Consider the following 17,647-nt stretch of genomic DNA (forward strand, 5'->3'; position numbering starts at 1 on the left):
CTTACCTCACTTATCACTAGAGGGTTTCTCTGTGCTTGCCACTTTTCTCATCGGACTCCGCGAAGGGCTCGAGGCCGCCCTTGTCGTCGGCATCCTGGTCGCATACCTCCGTCGCCTCGGTCGGCAGGACGCCCTTCCTAAGATGTGGGCGGGGGTAGGCCTCGCCGTTGCGCTAGCGCTGGGTATCGGCGCTGTGCTCACCTTCGGCGCCTACGAACTCACCTTCCAAGCCCAGGAACTCATCGGCGGGAGCCTGTCGCTGCTCGCCGTTGCGATGGTCACCTGGATGATCTTCTGGATGCAGCGTGCAGGGCGCACCATGAAGGCGACGCTTGAAAGCGGGATCGACCGCGCTCTCACCGAGGGCAGCTTGTGGGGGCTCATCGCCATCGGCTTCGTGTCGGTTGCGCGGGAGGGGATCGAGACCACTCTGCTGCTGTGGTCGATGGTGCAATCGTTTGGCGATGCACCGTCAGCCCTGCTGGGGGCGTTGCTCGGTTTGCTGACGGCCGTGGTCATCGGCGCGCTGATTTCTCGTGGAGCGTTGCGACTCGACTTGCGTCGCTTTTTTGCCTGGACAGGGGGCTTCCTCGTGATTGTCGCCGCCGGAGTGCTGGCTTATGCCCTGATGGATCTCCAAGAGGCTGGCGTTGTGCCCGGACCATTCACGGCTCTTGCACCCATCGACGCTGTCACCGGCGGGGTCGCCGTCGGCTGGGCAGCCTTCCCTTTCGGTTGGGCCTTTGATGTCTCTGCGGTGATTGCTCCCGGTGGGGCGCTTGCTTCCGTCTTGCAAGCGACCGTGGGGTTCATGCCGGCTATGACATGGATACAGGTCATCGCCTGGGTGGGGTACGTCGTGATCGTCGGTGGTCTCTACCTTCGTGGATTTCGCGCAAAGACCCCGCTGAAACCGGCCACCAAAACTACCCAATCTTCCGATTCTCCCTCTCTCTCACAGCTAGGAGCAGCATGACAAACTCTCACCGAATCCTCGGGGTTATGGCGGCGACGGGAGCCGCGGCCCTCGTTTTGAGCGGTTGTGTGGCGAAGAGTGATGCAGCGGCCACCGGAGCTTTCGATGTTTCTTCGACAGACAGTGACTGTGCAGTTTCCGCCTCGACTGCGCAGAGCGGGACCCTCACGTTCGATGTCACCAACGACACCGATCAGATTTCAGAGTTTTACCTGCTCGCGGAAGATGGACTGCGCATCGTCGGTGAGGTGGAGAACATCGCACCAGCGGCATCTCGCACTCTTACTGTGGTTGCCCAACCGGGGGAGTACTTCACCCTCTGCAAGCCGGGAATGATCGGCGATGGCATCGGCAAGACTGCGTTCAGCGTCTCCGGTGATCGCGTCGAAGTTGACGGACCTGACGCCGAGCAGAAGCAGCAGGCTGTCGATCTGTACGCCGCGTTCGTGAAGGATCAGGTTGGACAGCTTGTCCCCGCTGTCGAAGACTTCGTCGCAGCGTATGAGTCCGGTGATGATGAAGCCGCACGGACGATGTTCCCGCAGGTGCGCGCGTACTACGAGCGTATCGAGCCGGTAGCGGAGGCCCTCGGCGATCTCGACCCGCGCATTGACTACCGCGAGGTCGACGCCGTCGCAGAGGACCTGGAGTGGACAGGGTTCCACCGCATCGAGAAAGACCTGTGGGTGCCGGAGCAAGGCGCTCTGAACTCCGACGGGGAGACTCCTGCGTGGCAAGATTGGGCGCCTTCCACGCCGGAAGAGCGAGCAGACTACGGCGATCTTCTGCTGGCTGACGTGCAGGAGCTCTACGACTACGTCCACTCGGACGATTTGACGACCGCTCTCGATGACCAGGGAATCGGCGGCATCTCCAATGGGGCGATTGCTCTGCTGGATGAGGTTGCCACAGGCAAGATTTCTGGGGAAGAGGATTGGTGGTCTGGCACAGACCTCTACGACTTCGCAGCCAATGTTGAGGGCTCCAAAATGGCATTCTCGCTTGTACAGGATTTCGCGGTTTCGCAGGGCGAAGAGGGGCAAGCGCTCGTCACAGAGATTGAGGACGGATACGAAGCGCTCGACGAGTCGCTCGCGGCTCACGGATCGTTGTCTGACGGCTTCGTCAGTTACGACGAGCTGACAGATGAGGATAAGCGCGAGTTCACTGATCTCATCAATGCCCTGGCAGAGCCGCTCTCGCAGCTGACCAGCACCGTGCTCGACTGATCAGCGTTGAGCACAGACAGAACGGAAGCGGTCACGGACGTGGACGAAGCATCGACACCGCAAGGCCTCAGTAGGAGAGGCCTTCTTGGCCTCGCCATCGGTGGCGGTGTTGCGAGCCTTGCAGTGGGCGCCGGTGCGGGCCTTGCAGGCGGGGTGGCATTGGGACGCGCGCGCGCCGCAGAAGACGCGCACTCTGCGTACGAGTTTTTCGGAGCACACCAGGCGGGCATTACGACCCCAGTGCAGGATCATCTGCACTTTGCGAGCTTTGACATGATGCCGCGTACCGATCGTGACGACCTGATCTCGTTGTTGCAGGACTGGTCATATGCTGCTTCGCGGATGTCGCAGGGCCTGGAGGTGAGTGCAAGCGGCGCCGTTGGTGGCTCCGCAGACGCGCCACCAGATGACACAGGTGAGGCGCTAGGACTCCCGGCCGCTGGTCTCACGCTCACCTTCGGGTTCGGCCCCGGATTGTTTGAGAATGAAGAGGGTGACCGGTACGGGATTGCCGCGCGCAAACCCGCAGGTTTGGAGCGACTGCCCGCTTTTCTGGGAGATGATCTCGACCCAGAAAACTCCCACGGAGACCTCTGCATCCAGGCTTGCTCTGATGATCCGCAGGTGGCGGTGCACGCGATTCGAAATTTGAGCCGCATCGCATTCGGGCGTGCACGGTTGAGGTGGTCGCAGCTCGGATTCGGTAAGACCTCCCGTACGACGGCCGCCCAGGCCACCCCAAGAAACCTCTTCGGTTTCAAGGACGGCACGGCGAATATCCTCGCGGACGACTCTGCGGCGCTCGCGGAGAGTGTGTGGGTCGGTTCAGACGACGAGCCAGCGTGGCTCGCTGGCGGGTCGTATCTCGTTGCGCGCAAGATCGCGATGCTGATTGAGACGTGGGATCGAGTGCGTCTCTCCGAACAGGACTCGATCATCGGACGCGACAAGGGGGAGGGGGCTCCGCTCTCCGGCGGCGATGAGTTTACCGAGCCCGATTTCAGCTCGGCCGCCATCGATGCGCACAGCCATGTGCGGCTCGCGCACCCGGATCAAAACGATGGAGTGCGCATTCTCCGCCGCGGATACAACTACGTCGACGGAAACAACACCCTCGGACGCCTGGATGCGGGGTTATTTTTTCTGTCGTATCAACGGGATCCTGCGCAGTTCATCGCCCTACAGCGAAAGCTGTCGACAGACTTGATGAACGAGTACATCCAGCATGTGGGTTCGGGTATCTGGGCAGTACCTGCAGGCGCCAGCGCTGGCTCGTACGTCGGCGCTGAACTTTTTGCGTAGCGGGGTCACGGCGAGCGTCGTGAACCCGTCGGGTCGTTTCGACGGCCTTCTCGTGAGGCAAGTGCAGGATCGGTGAAAAGCCAGCGCGGTCGCGGCTCAACGAGGGGTCGAAAGACCAGCCTGACCGGTTTGGTGGCGAGCGCGAGGGCAATCAGTACCGACAACACGGTGACGATGGGGAGCCAGATCCAAGTCGGCTCGAGGTTTCGCAGCACCCCGCTTTCGCGGAACGGGTACAGCACGAACGAGTGCAGCAGGAAGACGTACATCGTGTACTGGCCGAATGACGTCCACCAGTGTCCTCCTCGCGGCACGAGCGCGAAGAACGCGGCGCTAAGCACGACAGCGAGCATCATCAGCGCGATACGGCTGGCACCGGCCCACCACTGCTCGCCGCCGAGGTCCGCGTACGACTCTTCATAGAACAGCCAGTGCCGGAGGTCGATTGCTTGCCAGAGCGGCAGCCATTTCCACGCGGCCCATCCGGTGGCAGCGAGGACGGCGACGGCGCTGAGGCGCAGCCACCAAGGGCGGAAGTCGAGAAGTCGGAAGCGCTCGACGACATCGTGCTCACGCAACCACCAGCCGAGAGCAAAGAAAGGCAACAAACCAAGCGTGCGCGAGAGGGAGAACGTGCTGTCGACGTTGGGCATGTAGCCCACGCCGACCGAAATTATGACGGTCCACAGCAACGGCCAGCGCAACAACGCGAGATACGGCAGTACGAGGCGGAAGATGCCGAGCGCCAGCAAGAACCATAGCGTCCAACTCGGCGTCGTGATGTTGGGGTTCGCTTGCCCCTCGATGAGCCACTTGGTCAGTGTCCACAGAGCTTCGAAGATTACGTAGGGCACCAGGATGTCGGTGATCACTCGCGCCATCTGAGTCTTGGTGGGGGAAGAAGACTTGGAGAAGTATCCGGAGATGATCGCGAACGCTGGCATGTGGAATGCATAAAGCGCGAGGTACACCGCGAACGCGATGTCGGAGTCATAAGTGAGGCGCTGGATCGCGTGACCGAAAACAACGAGCACGATGCAGGCATACCTGGCGTTGTCCCAGAACGGCACCCGCCGGCGCTTGCGCGCAACTGTCCCTGTGGTGGGCCCTGAAGTATCCGCCCCGGTACTGCTCATTGTTCGAGATTACAGCGGGAATAAAGTTGTTCTTAGCGCGTTCTCACAGATACATGCAAATGAATAGAATGGACACGGAGAGATCATGAACGAGCAGTCAGACGCGCAGGCGATGCAGTTCGGCATCATGTCGGTCAGCGACATCACCCGCGACCCCACCACCGGCATCACCCCCAGCGAACAAGAGCGCATCAAAGCGACGACGGCTATCGCTCGGCATGCGGAAGAGGTCGGCCTCGATGTGTTCGCGGTCGGAGAGCATCACAACCCGCCGTTCTGGTCTTCGAGCCCCGCCACGTTCCTGGCCTCCGTTGCTGCCCAGACACAGCGCCTGATCGTTTCGACATCGACGACCCTCATCACCACAAACGACCCTGTGCGTATCGCGGAAGAATACGCGATGCTCCAGCACGTTTCAGACGGACGCATGGATCTCATGCTCGGCCGGGGGAACACGGGCCCTGTCTACCCCTGGTTCGGACAGGACATTCGTCAGGGGCTACCGCTCGCGATCGAGAACTACGCACTTTTGCACAAGCTGTGGCGCGAGGACGTGGTGGACTGGGAAGGAAAATTCCGTACGCCGTTGCAAGGCTTCACCTCGACGCCGCGTCCACTCGATGGCATTGCGCCTTTTGTCTGGCACGGATCGATCCGCACACCGGAGATCGCTGAACAAGCTGCCTACTATGGCGACGGCTTCTTCGCCAACAACATCTTCTGGCCCAAGGAGCACTACCAGCGGCTCATTGAGCTGTATCGGCAGCGCTTCGAGCACTACGGACACGGCACCAGGGAGCAGGCGGTCGTCGGGCTCGGCGGGCAAGTGTTCATGGCAGCGAACTCCCAAGACGCAGTGAACACGTTCCGCCCTTACTTCGATAACGCACCGGTGTACGGGCACGGTCCGAGCATGGAGGACTTCACCGAGATGACTCCGCTCACCGTCGGTTCCCCGCAGCAGGTGATTGATCGCTACGCCGCCATGCGGGACTACTACGGGGACTACCAACGCCAGCTGTTCTTGATTGATCACGCTGGCCTTCCGCTGAAAACGGTGCTGGAGCAACTCGACATTCTCGGCGCCGAGGTGGTGCCAGTGCTACGTAAAGAACTTGCCAAGAACCGCCCGGCATCGGTACCGAATGCGCCGACTCACGCGGCCCGAGTTGCCGCAGAGTTCGGAGACGGGCCCACCCGCCAGGCGCGACCTGGCGCCAATCGCGGAGACAACCTCACAGGGGACTCGCCATACCAAGACGACGCCCCCGCAGCTGCTGGCGCGGGGCTGGGCCTCGGACACAAGGAGAACTGAAATGAATGTGCGACGTATCGCGGTCGTCTCAGCTGGCCTTTCGAATCCATCGTCGACTCGGATGCTGGCAGACAAGCTCGCGGCCGAGACCGTAAAGAAACTCGCGGAGAAAGACATCGAGGCGAGTGTCGACGTGATCGAGTTGCGTGACTATGCGCACGACATTACAAACAACATGCTGACCGGTTTTGCGCCGCCAGCGCTAGAGACGGCCATCAACACGGTTGTCTCTGCTGACGCACTTATCGCCGTCACACCGATCTTCTCCACGAGCTATTCCGGCCTGTTCAAATCGTTCATCGACGTTCTCGACCCTGACGCGCTCACCGGCAAACCCGTATTGATCGGGGCCAATGCGGGGACCGCACGCCACTCACTCGCAATCGACTACGCGATCAGGCCGCTGTTCGCCTACATGCACGCGGAACCCGTCTCTAGTGGAGTCTTTGCGGCCTCGAGCGACTGGGGTGGCTCCGGTGACCAGGTGGCCACGCTCGGCAAACGAGTGCAGAAGGGAGCGCAGGAGCTGGCAGACGCCATCGCTCGCCGCGATTCTCTCTCCGCCGTCGACCCATACGACCCCGCGACATATCTGGGTGAGGGACGCTCATTCGGACACCTGCTGGGTGGGCTCGCGGGGGAGTGACCCGCACGACGATCACGAGTGAGGGATGCGGGAGTCCAACAAAGCGGCTCCCGCATCCGTGTGGTCAACCGCTCTTGCGTCGGAACTCGCGCCGCGTTTGCGGGGCGGCGGCACTGTGCACGGCGGAGTCTCCGTCGAGGTGTGCCTCGCCCTGCCGGTGGTGCGCATTCTTCTTCTCGAGCGCTTCCTTGAACTTGCGCTTCATCTCCTCAGGGGAGGCCGCGCCTTCTTCGGTGCTCATGCCCTGAGCCTAGAGCACCAGCTATCGCGAAGCACGCCATAGCCAAAGACCGGATAGCGGGTGACGCACTCCCCAGCATCTGGTGAACATCCGGTACGAAAGGTGATTCTCCGCCACAGAGACGGCACTCCGCAGGCATCCTTGGCGTGTGAGAGTAGCGATCGTCGCGGAATCCTTCCTTCCCCACATGAACGGCGTCACCGGATCGGTGTTGCAGATCTTGCGTCACCTGGAACGGCGAGGCCACACTGCGCACGTCCTCGCCCCTGCGGCGAACGGCGCTCCCTCGGAAGTCAACGGCGCGCAGGTAACGGCCATCCCCAGCATTCCGCTCCCGGGGTACCGACACGTCAGGGTCGGAACTTCCAGTGCGCGCTATATCGCCTCATCGCTCCGAGAGTTCCAGCCAGACATTGTGCACCTGGCATCCCCATTCGCCCTCGGATGGCGCGGAGTGCTGGCAGCCGAACGCCTCAACATCCCCGCTGTCTCGGCGTACCAAACCGACGTCGCCGCATACACCGAGCGGTACGGCGTGGCCGCAACAACAGCCCTCGCACAGACCCACATCGCCCGACTACACAGACGCGCCACCATGACGCTGGTGCCCTCTGCCGAGTCAGCACGACAGTTGGCAGAGCTGGGAGTAGACCGCGTCAGACGATGGGGACGAGGCGTCGATGCCGAACGCTTCCAACCAACCAGACGCGACCCCGCGCTCCGATCTACCTGGAATGCCGACGTAGTCATCGGCTACGTCGGGCGTCTCGCACCAGAAAAACAAGTCGAAGACCTCGCCGCACTCCGTGACATCCCGGGATCGCGCCTCGTGATCGTGGGCGACGGACCCAGCAGAGCGCGTCTGGAAACACTCCTCCCAGATGCCATTTTTCTCGGCCACCTCGACGGCACCGACCTAGCCGCCGCAATGGCATCCTTTGACCTCTTCGTACACCCAGGAGAAAGCGAGACCTTCGGGCAGACGCTGCAAGAAGCCCACGCCAGCGGCATCCCCGTGATCGCCACCGGCCGCGGCGGACCACTCGACCTCGTGCGCATGGGAATCGACGGCTGGCTCTACCGCCCAGGGGACCTCGACGATATGCGAAATAGGGTGACCGATCTCGCCGGCGACGCGCGTAAACGCCGTGCCTTCGGTGAAGCGGGCAGAGACGCGGTCCAGCACCGCAGCTGGGAGACCGTCTGCGACCAGCTCCTTGACTACTTCGAAGAGGCGACAACACTCCACGGAGTTGATACGCAAGCGCGCGCTCGCCGTGCCACAAGGCCAGAGCCGTCAGTGCCTGCACGCCCCGCACAATGGCGACGCTACGTGGCGCTCGGCGACTCGCTTACGGAGGGGCTGTGCGACCCCGCCCCAGATGGAGCACTGCGCGGGTGGGCCGACCGTCTTGCACTGCTGCTCTCCGCACGCGGCGAACTCCACTACGCGAACCTCGCCATACGCTCAAAACGTGTTCGCGACCTCACCCAGGTCCAGCTCCCTCAGGCACTGAAACTCCGCCCCGACCTCGTCTCGATCTTGATCGGTGCAAACGACATGGTCAAACATCACGTCGATATTTCCGCGCTCGCCGCGGAAGTAGAGAGTGCGGTGGCTCAACTACGAAACATCGGAGCCGATGTGTTGTTGGTGACGCCGTTTCTTCCCGGACGGCGCGCGGCATCGATCTACACCAGGAGGTTCGCAGCATTTGCGACCGCACTGTCTGGTGTCGCGGCGCGAACCGGCGCCATTTTGGTCGACACCGATCTGTATCCCGAGCTGGCTGAGCGTCCGCATTGGGGAGAGGATCTTGTGCACTTGAGTAGCCGAGGGCATCGTTTTCTCGCGTACCGCGCTGGCGAGATTCTGGGTGTGCCTGACGCAGAGGCGCTGGGGGCGCTAGACGCCGCAATGCACGAGCATGAACCGATTACGACGGGTGCGTGGTGGCTCACCCACGCTTTGCCGTGGGTCTGGCGCCGCTTGCATGGCAAGGCAGCCGGCGACGGTCGATCCGCGAAGCACCACGACTACATCTATCTTGGACGCTCGTCGAGCACACAGCAGACGGTCGCACACTGACCTCGCCTCGCCTGCGCGACGCATGGGGCCGTCAGCGACGTCCCATGCCGTGATACTGCCATCCCGCTGCGCGCCAGGCATCGGAGTCGAGACAATTTCTGCCATCGACGATGATCCGTCCCCGCACCAGTCCTCCTGCGTGTTCGGGAGTGAGGTCGCGTCGGTACTCATCCCACTCCGTCACGACCACGACGGCATCTGCCTCTCGCAGAGCTTCGTCGCGACTTTGTGTATAGCCAAGCTGAGGATGCGCCGACTTTGCATTTTCAATCGCCGCGGGGTCGGTCACGATGACGTCGGCACCCAAGCCGCGCAGACGCACAGCAACATCCAGGGCGGGGGAGTCGCGAATGTCATCGCTGAACGGCTTGAACGCCGCACCAAGCACAGCAATGCGGCGGCCGAATACCAGCCCGCCGAGAGCGTCGACGACGAGGCTTACCGCTCGATCGCGACGGCGGAGATTGATGGTGTCGACCTCGCGCAGAAACCCGACCGCATCGCCCCGCCCTAACTCTTCCGCGCGCGCCGTGAACGCGCGGATGTCTTTCGGGAGACACCCTCCGCCGAACCCGATACCGGCGCCCAGGTAGCGCCTGCCGATCCGCGTGTCGTACCCCAGCGCATCAGCGAGCAGGGTCACGTCCGCGCCTGAGGCTTCGGCGAGCTCTGCCATTGCGTTGATAAACGAGATCTTGGTGGCGAGGAATGCGTTCGCGGCGCCCTTGACGAGCTCTGCAGTGGCGAGATCTGTCACGAGAAATGGCGTGCCTGCAGCGATGGCCTCTGCATAGACCTCACGAATCACCGCGACAGCACGCTCGCCTGCGCCGTCTGCTTCGGCGCCGACAACCAGCCTGTCGGGCGTCAGAGTGTCATGTACCGCCCACCCCTCTCGAAGAAACTCGGGGTTCCAGACCAAGGTTGCCCCGCTGTCAGCGAGCTGACTCACCAGTGCCGTCGCGGTCCCCACAGGAACCGTTGACTTACCTGCCACTACGTCACCGGCTCGCAGGTAGGGGATGAGGCCGGCAACCGCCGCGTCTACATACCGGAGGTCCGCGGCGTGGCCACCGGCGATTTGGGGGGTGCCTACGGCGAGGAAGTGCACTTCACACCCCTCCGCGTCCGCCATCTCCGTGCTGAACCTCAGGCGTCCAGACTTTATGCCTGCAGCAAGAAGCTCCGGCAGCTGGGGCTCGAAGAAGGGGGCTGTTCCCGCCTCCAGAGCGGCAACCTTTTGCTCGTCGACGTCGATCCCGATGACGTCGTGTCCGATAGAGGCCATCGCGGCGGCATGTACGGCACCGAGGTAACCGCAGCCAATCACTGACATGCGCATGGAATCACCACAGCGCAGACGCGCCACGAGCCGGCATCTGTGCGATGAACGGATGATGGCCAGGACATGGCTCCTCTGAAATGCCAGCAAAGCCGCGTGATCTGAGGAACGCGCTGGTAGGGTTGACGGGGTTGGCTTGTGCCAACTTCACAACTTCATATCGACTCATGGAGCGAGCGGCAGAGAAGCTGGTCCCCTGTGGTGGGTTCCTCGGCGGGAGAAGCCGGGTGGCTTTCTACTGGTGGCCAGCGCAGGTGACATTCGCGGGAGTGCCCGCGCGCCCGAACCCTTCCGTTCCGCTCCTTTGAACACGCTCGCGCGTCATATGGATTCGCGAGTCTAAACAAAGAAGGAGAGACCTCTTGGAAGGTCCAGAAATCACCGCCACCGAGGCCGTTCTCGACAACGGCCGCTTCGGCACCCGCACCATCCGCTTCGAGACCGGCCGCCTCGCGCAGCAGGCTCAGGGCGCAGTCGCCGCCTACCTTGACGGCGAGACCATGCTCCTCTCGGCCACGAGCGCAGGAAAGCACCCGCGTGAGGGCTTTGACTTCTTCCCGCTGACGGTCGACGTTGAAGAGCGCTCGTACGCCGCAGGCAAGATCCCTGGCTCGTTCTTCCGCCGTGAAGGACGCCCCTCGACAGAAGCCATCCTCGTCTGCCGCCTGATTGACCGCCCGTTGCGCCCGTCGTTCGTGAACGGCCTCCGCAACGAGGTTCAGATCGTCATCAGCGTTCTCTCGATCGCTCCAGGCGAGTTCTACGACGCGCTCGCGATCAACGCAGCATCTGCGTCGACGCAGATCTCCGGTCTGCCGTTCTCCGGTCCTGTCGCCGGTGTGCGCCTCGCGTTCATCGCTGGCCAGGGCGAGCACGCCGACCAGTGGGTTGCATTCCCGACTGCTGAGCAGGTCTCTGAGGCAGTGTTCGACCTGATCGTCGCTGGACGCGTCGTCACCAAGTCCGATGGCACAGAAGACGTCGCCATCATGATGGTCGAGGCCGAGGCTACCGAGGGCAGCTGGAACCTGATCAAGGCTGGCGCTACGAAGCCCAACGAAGACGTCGTTGCCCAGGGCCTCGAAGCTTCGAAGCCTTTCATCGCCCAGCTGGTCAAGGCACAGGCTGAGCTTGCTGCGACCGCATCGAAGGAGCCGGGCGTCTACCCGGTCTTCCCTGCACACAGCGACGAGGTCTACAACTTCGTGGCAGAGCGCGCATTCGACGATCTCACCAGCGTCTACCAGATCGCCGACAAGGCCGAGCGCCAGGCAGCGGACGACGCAATCAAGGATCGCGTCAAGGCTGAGCTTATCGAGGCTACCGAGGCTGGAACGCTTCCCGCCGCGGCTCCGCTCGAGTTCTCCGCCGCCTACAAGTCGGTCACCAAGAAGATCGTCCGCGGTCGCATCCTCACCGAGGGCGCTCGTATCGACGGCCGCGGTTTGGCAGACATCCGTCCGCTGGACGCAGAGGTGCAGGTCATTCCTCGCGTCCACGGCTCTGCGATCTTCCAGCGCGGCGAGACCCAGATCATGGGTGTCACCACGCTGAACATGCTCAAGATGGAGCAGCAGATTGACTCGCTGTCTCCGACCACGAGCAAGCGCTATATGCACCACTACAACTTCCCGCCCTACTCGACGGGTGAGACCGGTCGAGTAGGTTCGCCGAAGCGTCGCGAGATCGGGCACGGCTTCCTTGCCGAGCGCGCACTCGTGCCGGTGCTGCCGAGCCGCGAAGAATTCCCGTACGCAATCCGTCAGGTGTCTGAGGCTCTCAGCTCCAACGGTTCCACGTCGATGGGTTCTGTGTGCGCTTCGACGCTGTCGTTGCTCAACGCCGGTGTGCCGCTGCGCGCTCCCGTTGCAGGTATCGCGATGGGTCTTGTCTCCGACGAGGTCAACGGTGAGACCCGCTACGCGGCGCTCACCGACATCTTGGGAGCAGAAGACGCTCTCGGCGACATGGACTTCAAGGTTGCAGGTACCAGCGAGTTCGTGACGGCTATTCAGCTGGACACGAAGCTCGACGGAATCCCGACATCGGTGCTCACCGGCGCGCTTACGCAGGCCCGTGACGCTCGTCTGACGATCCTCAACGTTCTGAACGCTGCGATCGACGCTCCTGATGAGATGGCGCCCACCGCGCCTCGCGTGATCAGCGTGCAGATCCCGGTCGACAAGATCGGTGAGCTGATCGGCCCGAAGGGCAAGACGATCAACTCGATCCAGGACGAGACCGGCGCGCAGATCTCTATCGAGGAAGACGGCACCGTCTACATCGGCGCAACCGACGGGCCTTCGGCCGAGGCGGCCCGTGCCCAGGTGAACGCCATCGCGAACCCGACCAACCCGGAGATCGGGGAGCAGTTCCTCGGCACCGTCGTGAAGATCGCCACCTTCGGCGCATTCGTCTCGTTGCTTCCGGGCAAGGATGGCCTGCTGCACGTCACCGAGGTGCGCAAGCTCGCCGGTGGCAAGCGGGTGGAGAACGTCGATGACGTACTCTCGGTCGGCCAGAAGATCCTCGTGAAGATCACGAAGATCGATGACCGTGGCAAGCTCTCGCTTGAGCCTGTGCTCGACGATGCACCTGCCGCCGACGCCGCTCCGGCAGAGGATGCCGCTGCCGAGTAAGGCCAACGCCTCACCAGAACCCGGGTCCGTCCGTACAGGGCGGGCCCGGGTTCTGTCGTATCTGATGTGACCGAATCGTTATTAGACGTTTTCTCGCCGTTCCCAGTAATGGTCAGGGCAATCCTCGAAGTCGCATACTCTCGAAGTACGCACCGGGGGGTGCAGAGTCAGCAGGTACGCAGGTCGGAACGCACCGATCGACGTGGGGGTGAGAGAGTATGCGGTTGTTTGGCGTAAGCACAGCCACGACAGAAGTTCGCGCCCCGCAAGAGGCAGCGGAGCATCCGTCCGCGCCGATTCCTGTCGTGGGACCAGGCGTGGGAGAACACATCCGCGTCGCGCTGGGGGAGACAGGTTTCGAGACTTTCCCGCTCATGCTCGGAGCGGCGGAGTTCGGATGGAATGTCGACCTCGAGACCAGTCATGCGATCCTCGACCGTTACGTCGAGTTCGGTGGCAACGCAATCCACACGGCAGACGGCTTTTCCGGCGGGCGCAGCGAGCACATCATCGGGCAGTGGTTGCGGTCAAGGGGTGGTCGTGACCAGGCGCTTCTGAGTGTGCGCATTGGTGCCCATGCCGACAACCCAGGTCTGGGATCCGTGAACCTCGTCCGTGCGGTGGAGGGGTCTTTGACTCGGCTGGGCGTCGAACGTATCGACGTTCTCTACCTCGATGCCACGCTCGACTCGACGACAAACCTTGAAGACACCCTCGCCACGGTCGAGTGGATGACGGATGCAGGCAAGATTGGTGCGCTCGGCGCTTTCGGCCTTGCCCCAGAGCGCCTCGTCGAGGCCCGTATCCTCGCGGCAGCAGGTTATCCCCGCATCCAGGTGATTGACGAGCCATACAACCTGATCAGGCGCCGACCGTTCGAAGGTGATCTGCGGCTCGTCGCTGGCGCGCAAAACCTGGCCGTCACGCCCTCTCATGCCCTCGAGCATGGCTTTTTGTCCGGACGCCACCGCAGCAAAGCGATGACCTCGCAGGGCGTTCGCGGAGATCAGTTGCGTGAGCACCTGAACCGTCGGGGCACCAAGATTTTGCGGGCACTGGATCAAGTGGCCGAAGAGCTGGCAGTCCCTGTCGCGGCTGTATCGGTCGCGTGGTTGCTCGCGCAACGCACGGTGGCGGCCCCCATCGTGAACACGTTTGCGACCGACCATGTCGAAGAACTTATGCAGGGGGCAGGGATCTCGCTCTCCCGCGCGCAGATCTCTGAGCTGACCAGAGCTGGCAACTGACCGCTGTCCCACCCGTGGCATAGGGTGGATGTAAGGACCGGCGGATGCTGGCGATGAAGCGAGCGAGTTGTGACGCATTACATATACCTGGTCAGACACGGAGAACACCAAGACGCCGAGTACGGTCTGACTGACGGACCCTTGTCAGCTCGGGGGCAACGGCAGGCAGAATTGATTGCCGACAGGCTCTCTGGTCTTCCGCTCGATGCTGTGTGGCATTCGCCGCTTCTGCGGGCAAATGAGACTGCCCGTGCCGTAGCTGAACGGCTGCCATCGGTCGTGCCAGAGCCCACAGCGCTTCTTTTCGACTGCGTTCCCACCGGCATGACAGAGGACACCCCCTCGGTGTTCGAGCCATTCTTCGGCTCCGTCACCGACGCGGAGATCGACGCAGGGCGCGCGCAGATGTTCGATGCGGTCAACGAGTTCCTTGTGCGTAAACCCGGCGACGTGCATGAGGTGTTGATCACCCACAACTTTGTCATCTCTTGGTTTGTCCGCGAGGTTCTTGCGGCTCCAGAGTGGCGCTGGATGACTTTGAATCAGTCGCATTGCGGTCTCACGGTGATTGCTCAAAAGCAGGGGAGGCCGTGGACGCTTCTCACCCACAATGACACGGGGCACTTGCCCGTCGAGTTGCGCACAGGGATTCCTGACACGCTCCTGGTCTGAGCCCCACCGCGCGCCCCGGCCTGGTGCCTCTGAGGGCGAAATAGACTGGTCACATGACCACGCAGGTAGCCCTCGTCGGCGGAACCGGGAAACTCGGAACGATTATCGGAGCAGTAATCGACGATCTCGACGGGTTCGAGGTGAGCCGGGTACTGAACTCCGCGAGTGACTTCTCTGAACTCGACGGTGCTGACCTGGTGGTCGATGCATCGACTCCGCAGGTAAGCGTCGAAGTGGTTCGCGCTGCTGTTGACCGTGGCATCAATGTTCTCGTGGCGACATCAGGGTGGTCGGCCGAGCGGATCGCGCTCGTTCGTCCGCTCGTGGAGGCGGCAGGAACCGGCGTCGTGTTCATTCCGAACTTCTCGCTCGGTTCCGTGCTGGGGTCCGCCCTAGCCGCGACCGCGGCACGCTTCTTCGGTTCGGCAGAGATCGTGGAAGCCCATCGAGACACGAAAGTCGATTCGCCGAGCGGTACCGCAGTGCGCACCGCCGAGTTGATTGCGCAGGCCCGCACGGAGCAGGGGCCAGTGAGCGCGCCGCACGCAGATCAGCGGGCACGCGGACAACAGGTGGGCAGTATCCCTATTCACTCGCTACGGCGACCGGGAGTGGTGGCCAAACAAGAGGTCATTCTGTCTGGCCCTGGTGAATCGCTGTCGTTCGTGCACGACACCACAGACCCGGCCCTCGCTTATGCGCCGGGCATACGTCTGTCAGTGCCATTCGCTCTGAACGCACAAGGCGTGGTTGTCGGTCTCGAGAACATGATCGATATCGGCGTCTCATCGTGATGTCGCGACTTGGGGTTGGTCTGATGGCCGCCGCGCTGCTGCTCTACCTCGCTGTCGCGATCTGGCTGGGGGTGATGTTTGTTTCTGTCGGCACCGTCGTGTCGATCGGAATGGGCATCACGCTCTTCGTGCTTACGCCGATCGGTGCGTGGGCGCTGATTCGTGAGATGCAGTTTGGGTTCGCCGCAGACAGGTTGGGACGGCTTCTTGATTCCGAGGGTGGAATGCCGCAGGTCGAAACCGATCTGACGCCCAGCGGCAGGATCGCGTCAGCCGATGCTGATCCGCTGATTGCTCGCTATTCCGCTGTCGCTGATGAAACGACGACAGACTGGCGCGCTCGCTATCGGCTTGGCATCGTGCAGGATGCCGCAGGGCGCCGAAAGGATGCCAGAGCGAGCATCCGTGAGGCTATTCGCGTCGCGCGCGGCTGAGATCAGAGGCGCAATTACGCGAGCGTCGCCTCGAGCGTAATTTCGACGCCCGCGAGCGCCTGAGACACGGGGCAACCTGATTTGGCGCCGTTCGCGATCTCTTGAAAAGCCTCGGCCGTCAGGTTCGGGACCACGGCATTGACGTTGATGTGGCTGCCTGTGATGCCTACGCCCGGCTTTAGGGTGACCGATGCAGTGGTGTTGACGCGCTCCGGTGGCGTTCCGTTTTCCGCGAGTGCATGGGAAAGCGCCATGCTGAAGCACGAGGCGTGCGCAGCAGCGATCAGCTCTTCCGGAGTGGTCGTCGTGTCGCTACCTTCGCTACGTGCCTTCCAATTAATCGGAAATGTGCCGAGGTTCGAAGACGAGAAGGCGACGGTGCCAGACCCCTCCATGAGCGATCCGGTCCACGTGCTGGCGGCTTCGCTGGTGACGGGCATGATTCCTCCGGTTCTCGCGCTGCAGGAGAGCAGCGTCGACTCTTGGTCAGCCTACCGAGGGTCCGCCAGTGAGGGAACCGTCGGTCACGACGTTGAGACTGTGCGACCGATCACTCCGACTCGCTGAAGTACCAGGTAGAGCTGGCAACCCAAGCAGAACGCAAACGCCGCATTGAGAAAAGCGGCAAGGAACGCGGCGGCGGTAGCGAGGGGAAGAGCCCACGGGACTCCCGCGAGGTGCAATACCAGGCCGATGCTGAGGACGAAGAGGCCGACACCTTGCGAGAAACGCGGAGGCCGTGGATCTTCCCACTCGGTCGTTGCCGCGAGGCGGGGGCGGATCAGCCTACGAAAGACCACGGCCCACGGAGCAGAGTGGGGCGCGACTACGCCCCACAGAAACAAGACCGCAAGAAAGAAGGTGAGAAGGAATCCGGGATCGACCGCGCGCTGCAACACGGTTGCATAGCTAATCGCCCAGATGCTTCCCGGGATGAACGCCAAGGAGGAGGATCCTGAGACAGCGAACCAACTCGGCTCGGCCTTTGTGGTCGACAGCCCGACCAGCGCTAGATAGGTCGCCCCGAGCAGAAGGATGGAAGTCACTCCGGCCGCGAAGCGGGGCATGCGCGCATCGATCGGTGCGGGGCCGCTCACGCCGATACCTGTGGTCGATCTGAGATTTCGGCGACAGCAGCGGCCAGGTTTTGGCGGCTCGGCACACCATGAAAGCGGCTGAGAACTGCACCTCGTCCATCGACGACGAAGGTTGTCGGCGTCTGCAAGACCTTGTAGCGCGCAGAGAGGTCTGGCCGATGGGACAGGTCGATTTCGATGTGGCGGACGTCATCATGTTCTGCCGCGTACTGCGTCAGCAGCCGGCGCACCTGAGGGCAACGCGCGCAGGTCTCCGTACTGAACTGCACCAGGGTGGCGCGCCCGCCGAGTTCGGCGCCGCCGGCGTCTTCTGGGGCGAAATGGACGGTATCCGACGTGGTGCGTCGACCGTCGGACAGGCGCACCACAAAGCCGAGAGTCAGGCCGATGATGAGGAGCACACCGATAGCCCCGAGAGCAAGCAATGGCGACATACATCGAGCCTAAGCCGCCATAGAGCGGTACGGCGCGATGTGTCTGACCATGAC

The 17,647-nt window shown here is 62.5% G+C and carries 17 protein-coding genes; 11 read left to right on the forward strand and 6 right to left on the reverse strand.

Annotated elements, in window-relative coordinates; all coding sequences use genetic code 11:
* Positions 1–31 precede the first annotated feature (31 nt).
* From efeU to efeB, 3 genes are read left to right on the forward strand one after another with little or no spacing between them, the layout of a single operon-like run.
* A complete protein-coding gene (gene efeU / locus AB0O87_RS08985; RefSeq protein ID WP_363514378.1) occupies positions 32–976 on the forward strand; it encodes an iron uptake transporter permease EfeU in 945 nt (314 codons plus the stop codon).
* Complete coding sequence (gene efeO, locus AB0O87_RS08990) at positions 973–2,205, forward strand: iron uptake system protein EfeO (RefSeq protein WP_363514381.1); 1,233 nt, start codon at positions 973–975, stop codon at positions 2,203–2,205. Before efeU ends, efeO begins: the two co-directional genes overlap by 4 nt.
* A gap of 6 nt (positions 2,206–2,211) precedes the next feature.
* The gene (efeB, locus tag AB0O87_RS08995) at positions 2,212–3,507 is read left to right on the forward strand and encodes an iron uptake transporter deferrochelatase/peroxidase subunit (RefSeq protein WP_363514384.1); all 1,296 of its coding nucleotides are present in this window, start codon (positions 2,212–2,214) and stop codon (positions 3,505–3,507) included.
* 5 nt (positions 3,508–3,512) lie between these two features.
* Here the strand turns inward: efeB and AB0O87_RS09000 are convergent, their stop codons facing one another.
* A complete protein-coding gene (locus AB0O87_RS09000; protein WP_363514387.1) occupies positions 3,513–4,643 on the reverse strand; it encodes an acyltransferase family protein in 1,131 nt (376 codons plus the stop codon).
* A gap of 85 nt (positions 4,644–4,728) precedes the next feature.
* Here AB0O87_RS09000 and AB0O87_RS09005 point away from each other — a divergent pair, with 85 nt between their 5' ends.
* Both AB0O87_RS09005 and AB0O87_RS09010 read left to right on the forward strand, forming a co-directional pair.
* Entirely contained in the window at positions 4,729–5,958 is a 1,230-nt protein-coding gene (locus AB0O87_RS09005) for an LLM class flavin-dependent oxidoreductase (RefSeq protein WP_363514390.1), read from the forward strand.
* 1 nt (position 5,959) lies between these two features.
* Positions 5,960–6,604 carry an FMN reductase gene (locus AB0O87_RS09010; protein ID WP_363514393.1) on the forward strand — a complete coding sequence of 215 codons (645 nt, stop codon included), beginning with the start codon at positions 5,960–5,962 and terminating at the stop codon, positions 6,602–6,604.
* A gap of 64 nt (positions 6,605–6,668) precedes the next feature.
* Here the strand turns inward: AB0O87_RS09010 and AB0O87_RS09015 are convergent, their stop codons facing one another.
* Positions 6,669–6,845, reverse strand: a complete 177-nt coding sequence (locus AB0O87_RS09015) for a DUF5302 domain-containing protein (RefSeq protein ID WP_363514396.1) — start codon at positions 6,843–6,845, stop codon at positions 6,669–6,671.
* A gap of 148 nt (positions 6,846–6,993) precedes the next feature.
* Here AB0O87_RS09015 and AB0O87_RS09020 point away from each other — a divergent pair, with 148 nt between their 5' ends.
* A complete protein-coding gene (locus AB0O87_RS09020; RefSeq protein ID WP_363514399.1) occupies positions 6,994–8,934 on the forward strand; it encodes a glycosyltransferase in 1,941 nt (646 codons plus the stop codon).
* A gap of 31 nt (positions 8,935–8,965) precedes the next feature.
* Here AB0O87_RS09020 and AB0O87_RS09025 read toward each other — a convergent pair whose 3' ends face one another.
* Complete coding sequence (locus AB0O87_RS09025; protein WP_363514402.1) at positions 8,966–10,276, reverse strand: UDP-glucose/GDP-mannose dehydrogenase family protein; 1,311 nt, start codon at positions 10,274–10,276, stop codon at positions 8,966–8,968.
* A gap of 362 nt (positions 10,277–10,638) precedes the next feature.
* On the opposite strand from AB0O87_RS09025, the gene AB0O87_RS09030 reads away from it, so the two are divergent.
* From AB0O87_RS09030 to AB0O87_RS09050, 5 genes are all read left to right on the forward strand, one after another.
* Entirely contained in the window at positions 10,639–12,915 is a 2,277-nt protein-coding gene (locus AB0O87_RS09030) for a polyribonucleotide nucleotidyltransferase (RefSeq protein WP_363514405.1), read from the forward strand.
* A gap of 218 nt (positions 12,916–13,133) precedes the next feature.
* The gene (locus tag AB0O87_RS09035) at positions 13,134–14,162 is read left to right on the forward strand and encodes an aldo/keto reductase (protein ID WP_363514407.1); all 1,029 of its coding nucleotides are present in this window, start codon (positions 13,134–13,136) and stop codon (positions 14,160–14,162) included.
* 69 nt (positions 14,163–14,231) lie between these two features.
* Positions 14,232–14,834 (forward strand): histidine phosphatase family protein, encoded by a 603-nt coding sequence (locus AB0O87_RS09040; protein WP_363514410.1) that lies wholly within the window; start codon positions 14,232–14,234, stop codon positions 14,832–14,834.
* 53 nt (positions 14,835–14,887) lie between these two features.
* Positions 14,888–15,628 carry a 4-hydroxy-tetrahydrodipicolinate reductase gene (gene dapB / locus AB0O87_RS09045; protein ID WP_363514413.1) on the forward strand — a complete coding sequence of 247 codons (741 nt, stop codon included), beginning with the start codon at positions 14,888–14,890 and terminating at the stop codon, positions 15,626–15,628.
* A gap of 23 nt (positions 15,629–15,651) precedes the next feature.
* Positions 15,652–16,062, forward strand: a complete 411-nt coding sequence (locus AB0O87_RS09050; protein WP_363514416.1) for a hypothetical protein — start codon at positions 15,652–15,654, stop codon at positions 16,060–16,062.
* Positions 16,063–16,076: 14 nt separating this feature from the next.
* Here the strand turns inward: AB0O87_RS09050 and AB0O87_RS09055 are convergent, their stop codons facing one another.
* From AB0O87_RS09055 to AB0O87_RS09065, 3 genes are all read right to left on the reverse strand, one after another.
* On the reverse strand, positions 16,077–16,502 hold the full coding sequence (locus tag AB0O87_RS09055) for an OsmC family peroxiredoxin (protein ID WP_363514419.1): 426 nt from the start codon (positions 16,500–16,502) through the stop codon (positions 16,077–16,079).
* An 84-nt stretch (positions 16,503–16,586) separates the two neighbouring features.
* Complete coding sequence (locus AB0O87_RS09060; RefSeq protein WP_363514422.1) at positions 16,587–17,159, reverse strand: DUF4395 domain-containing protein; 573 nt, start codon at positions 17,157–17,159, stop codon at positions 16,587–16,589.
* Positions 17,156–17,593 carry a thioredoxin family protein gene (locus tag AB0O87_RS09065; RefSeq protein WP_363514425.1) on the reverse strand — a complete coding sequence of 146 codons (438 nt, stop codon included), beginning with the start codon at positions 17,591–17,593 and terminating at the stop codon, positions 17,156–17,158. The genes AB0O87_RS09060 and AB0O87_RS09065 overlap by 4 nt, the downstream gene beginning before the upstream one ends.
* Between the last annotated feature and the right edge of the window lie 54 nt (positions 17,594–17,647).

Source organism: Microbacterium sp. NPDC076768 (assembly GCF_040687205.1).
Classification (GTDB): Bacteria; Actinomycetota; Actinomycetes; order Actinomycetales; family Microbacteriaceae; genus Microbacterium.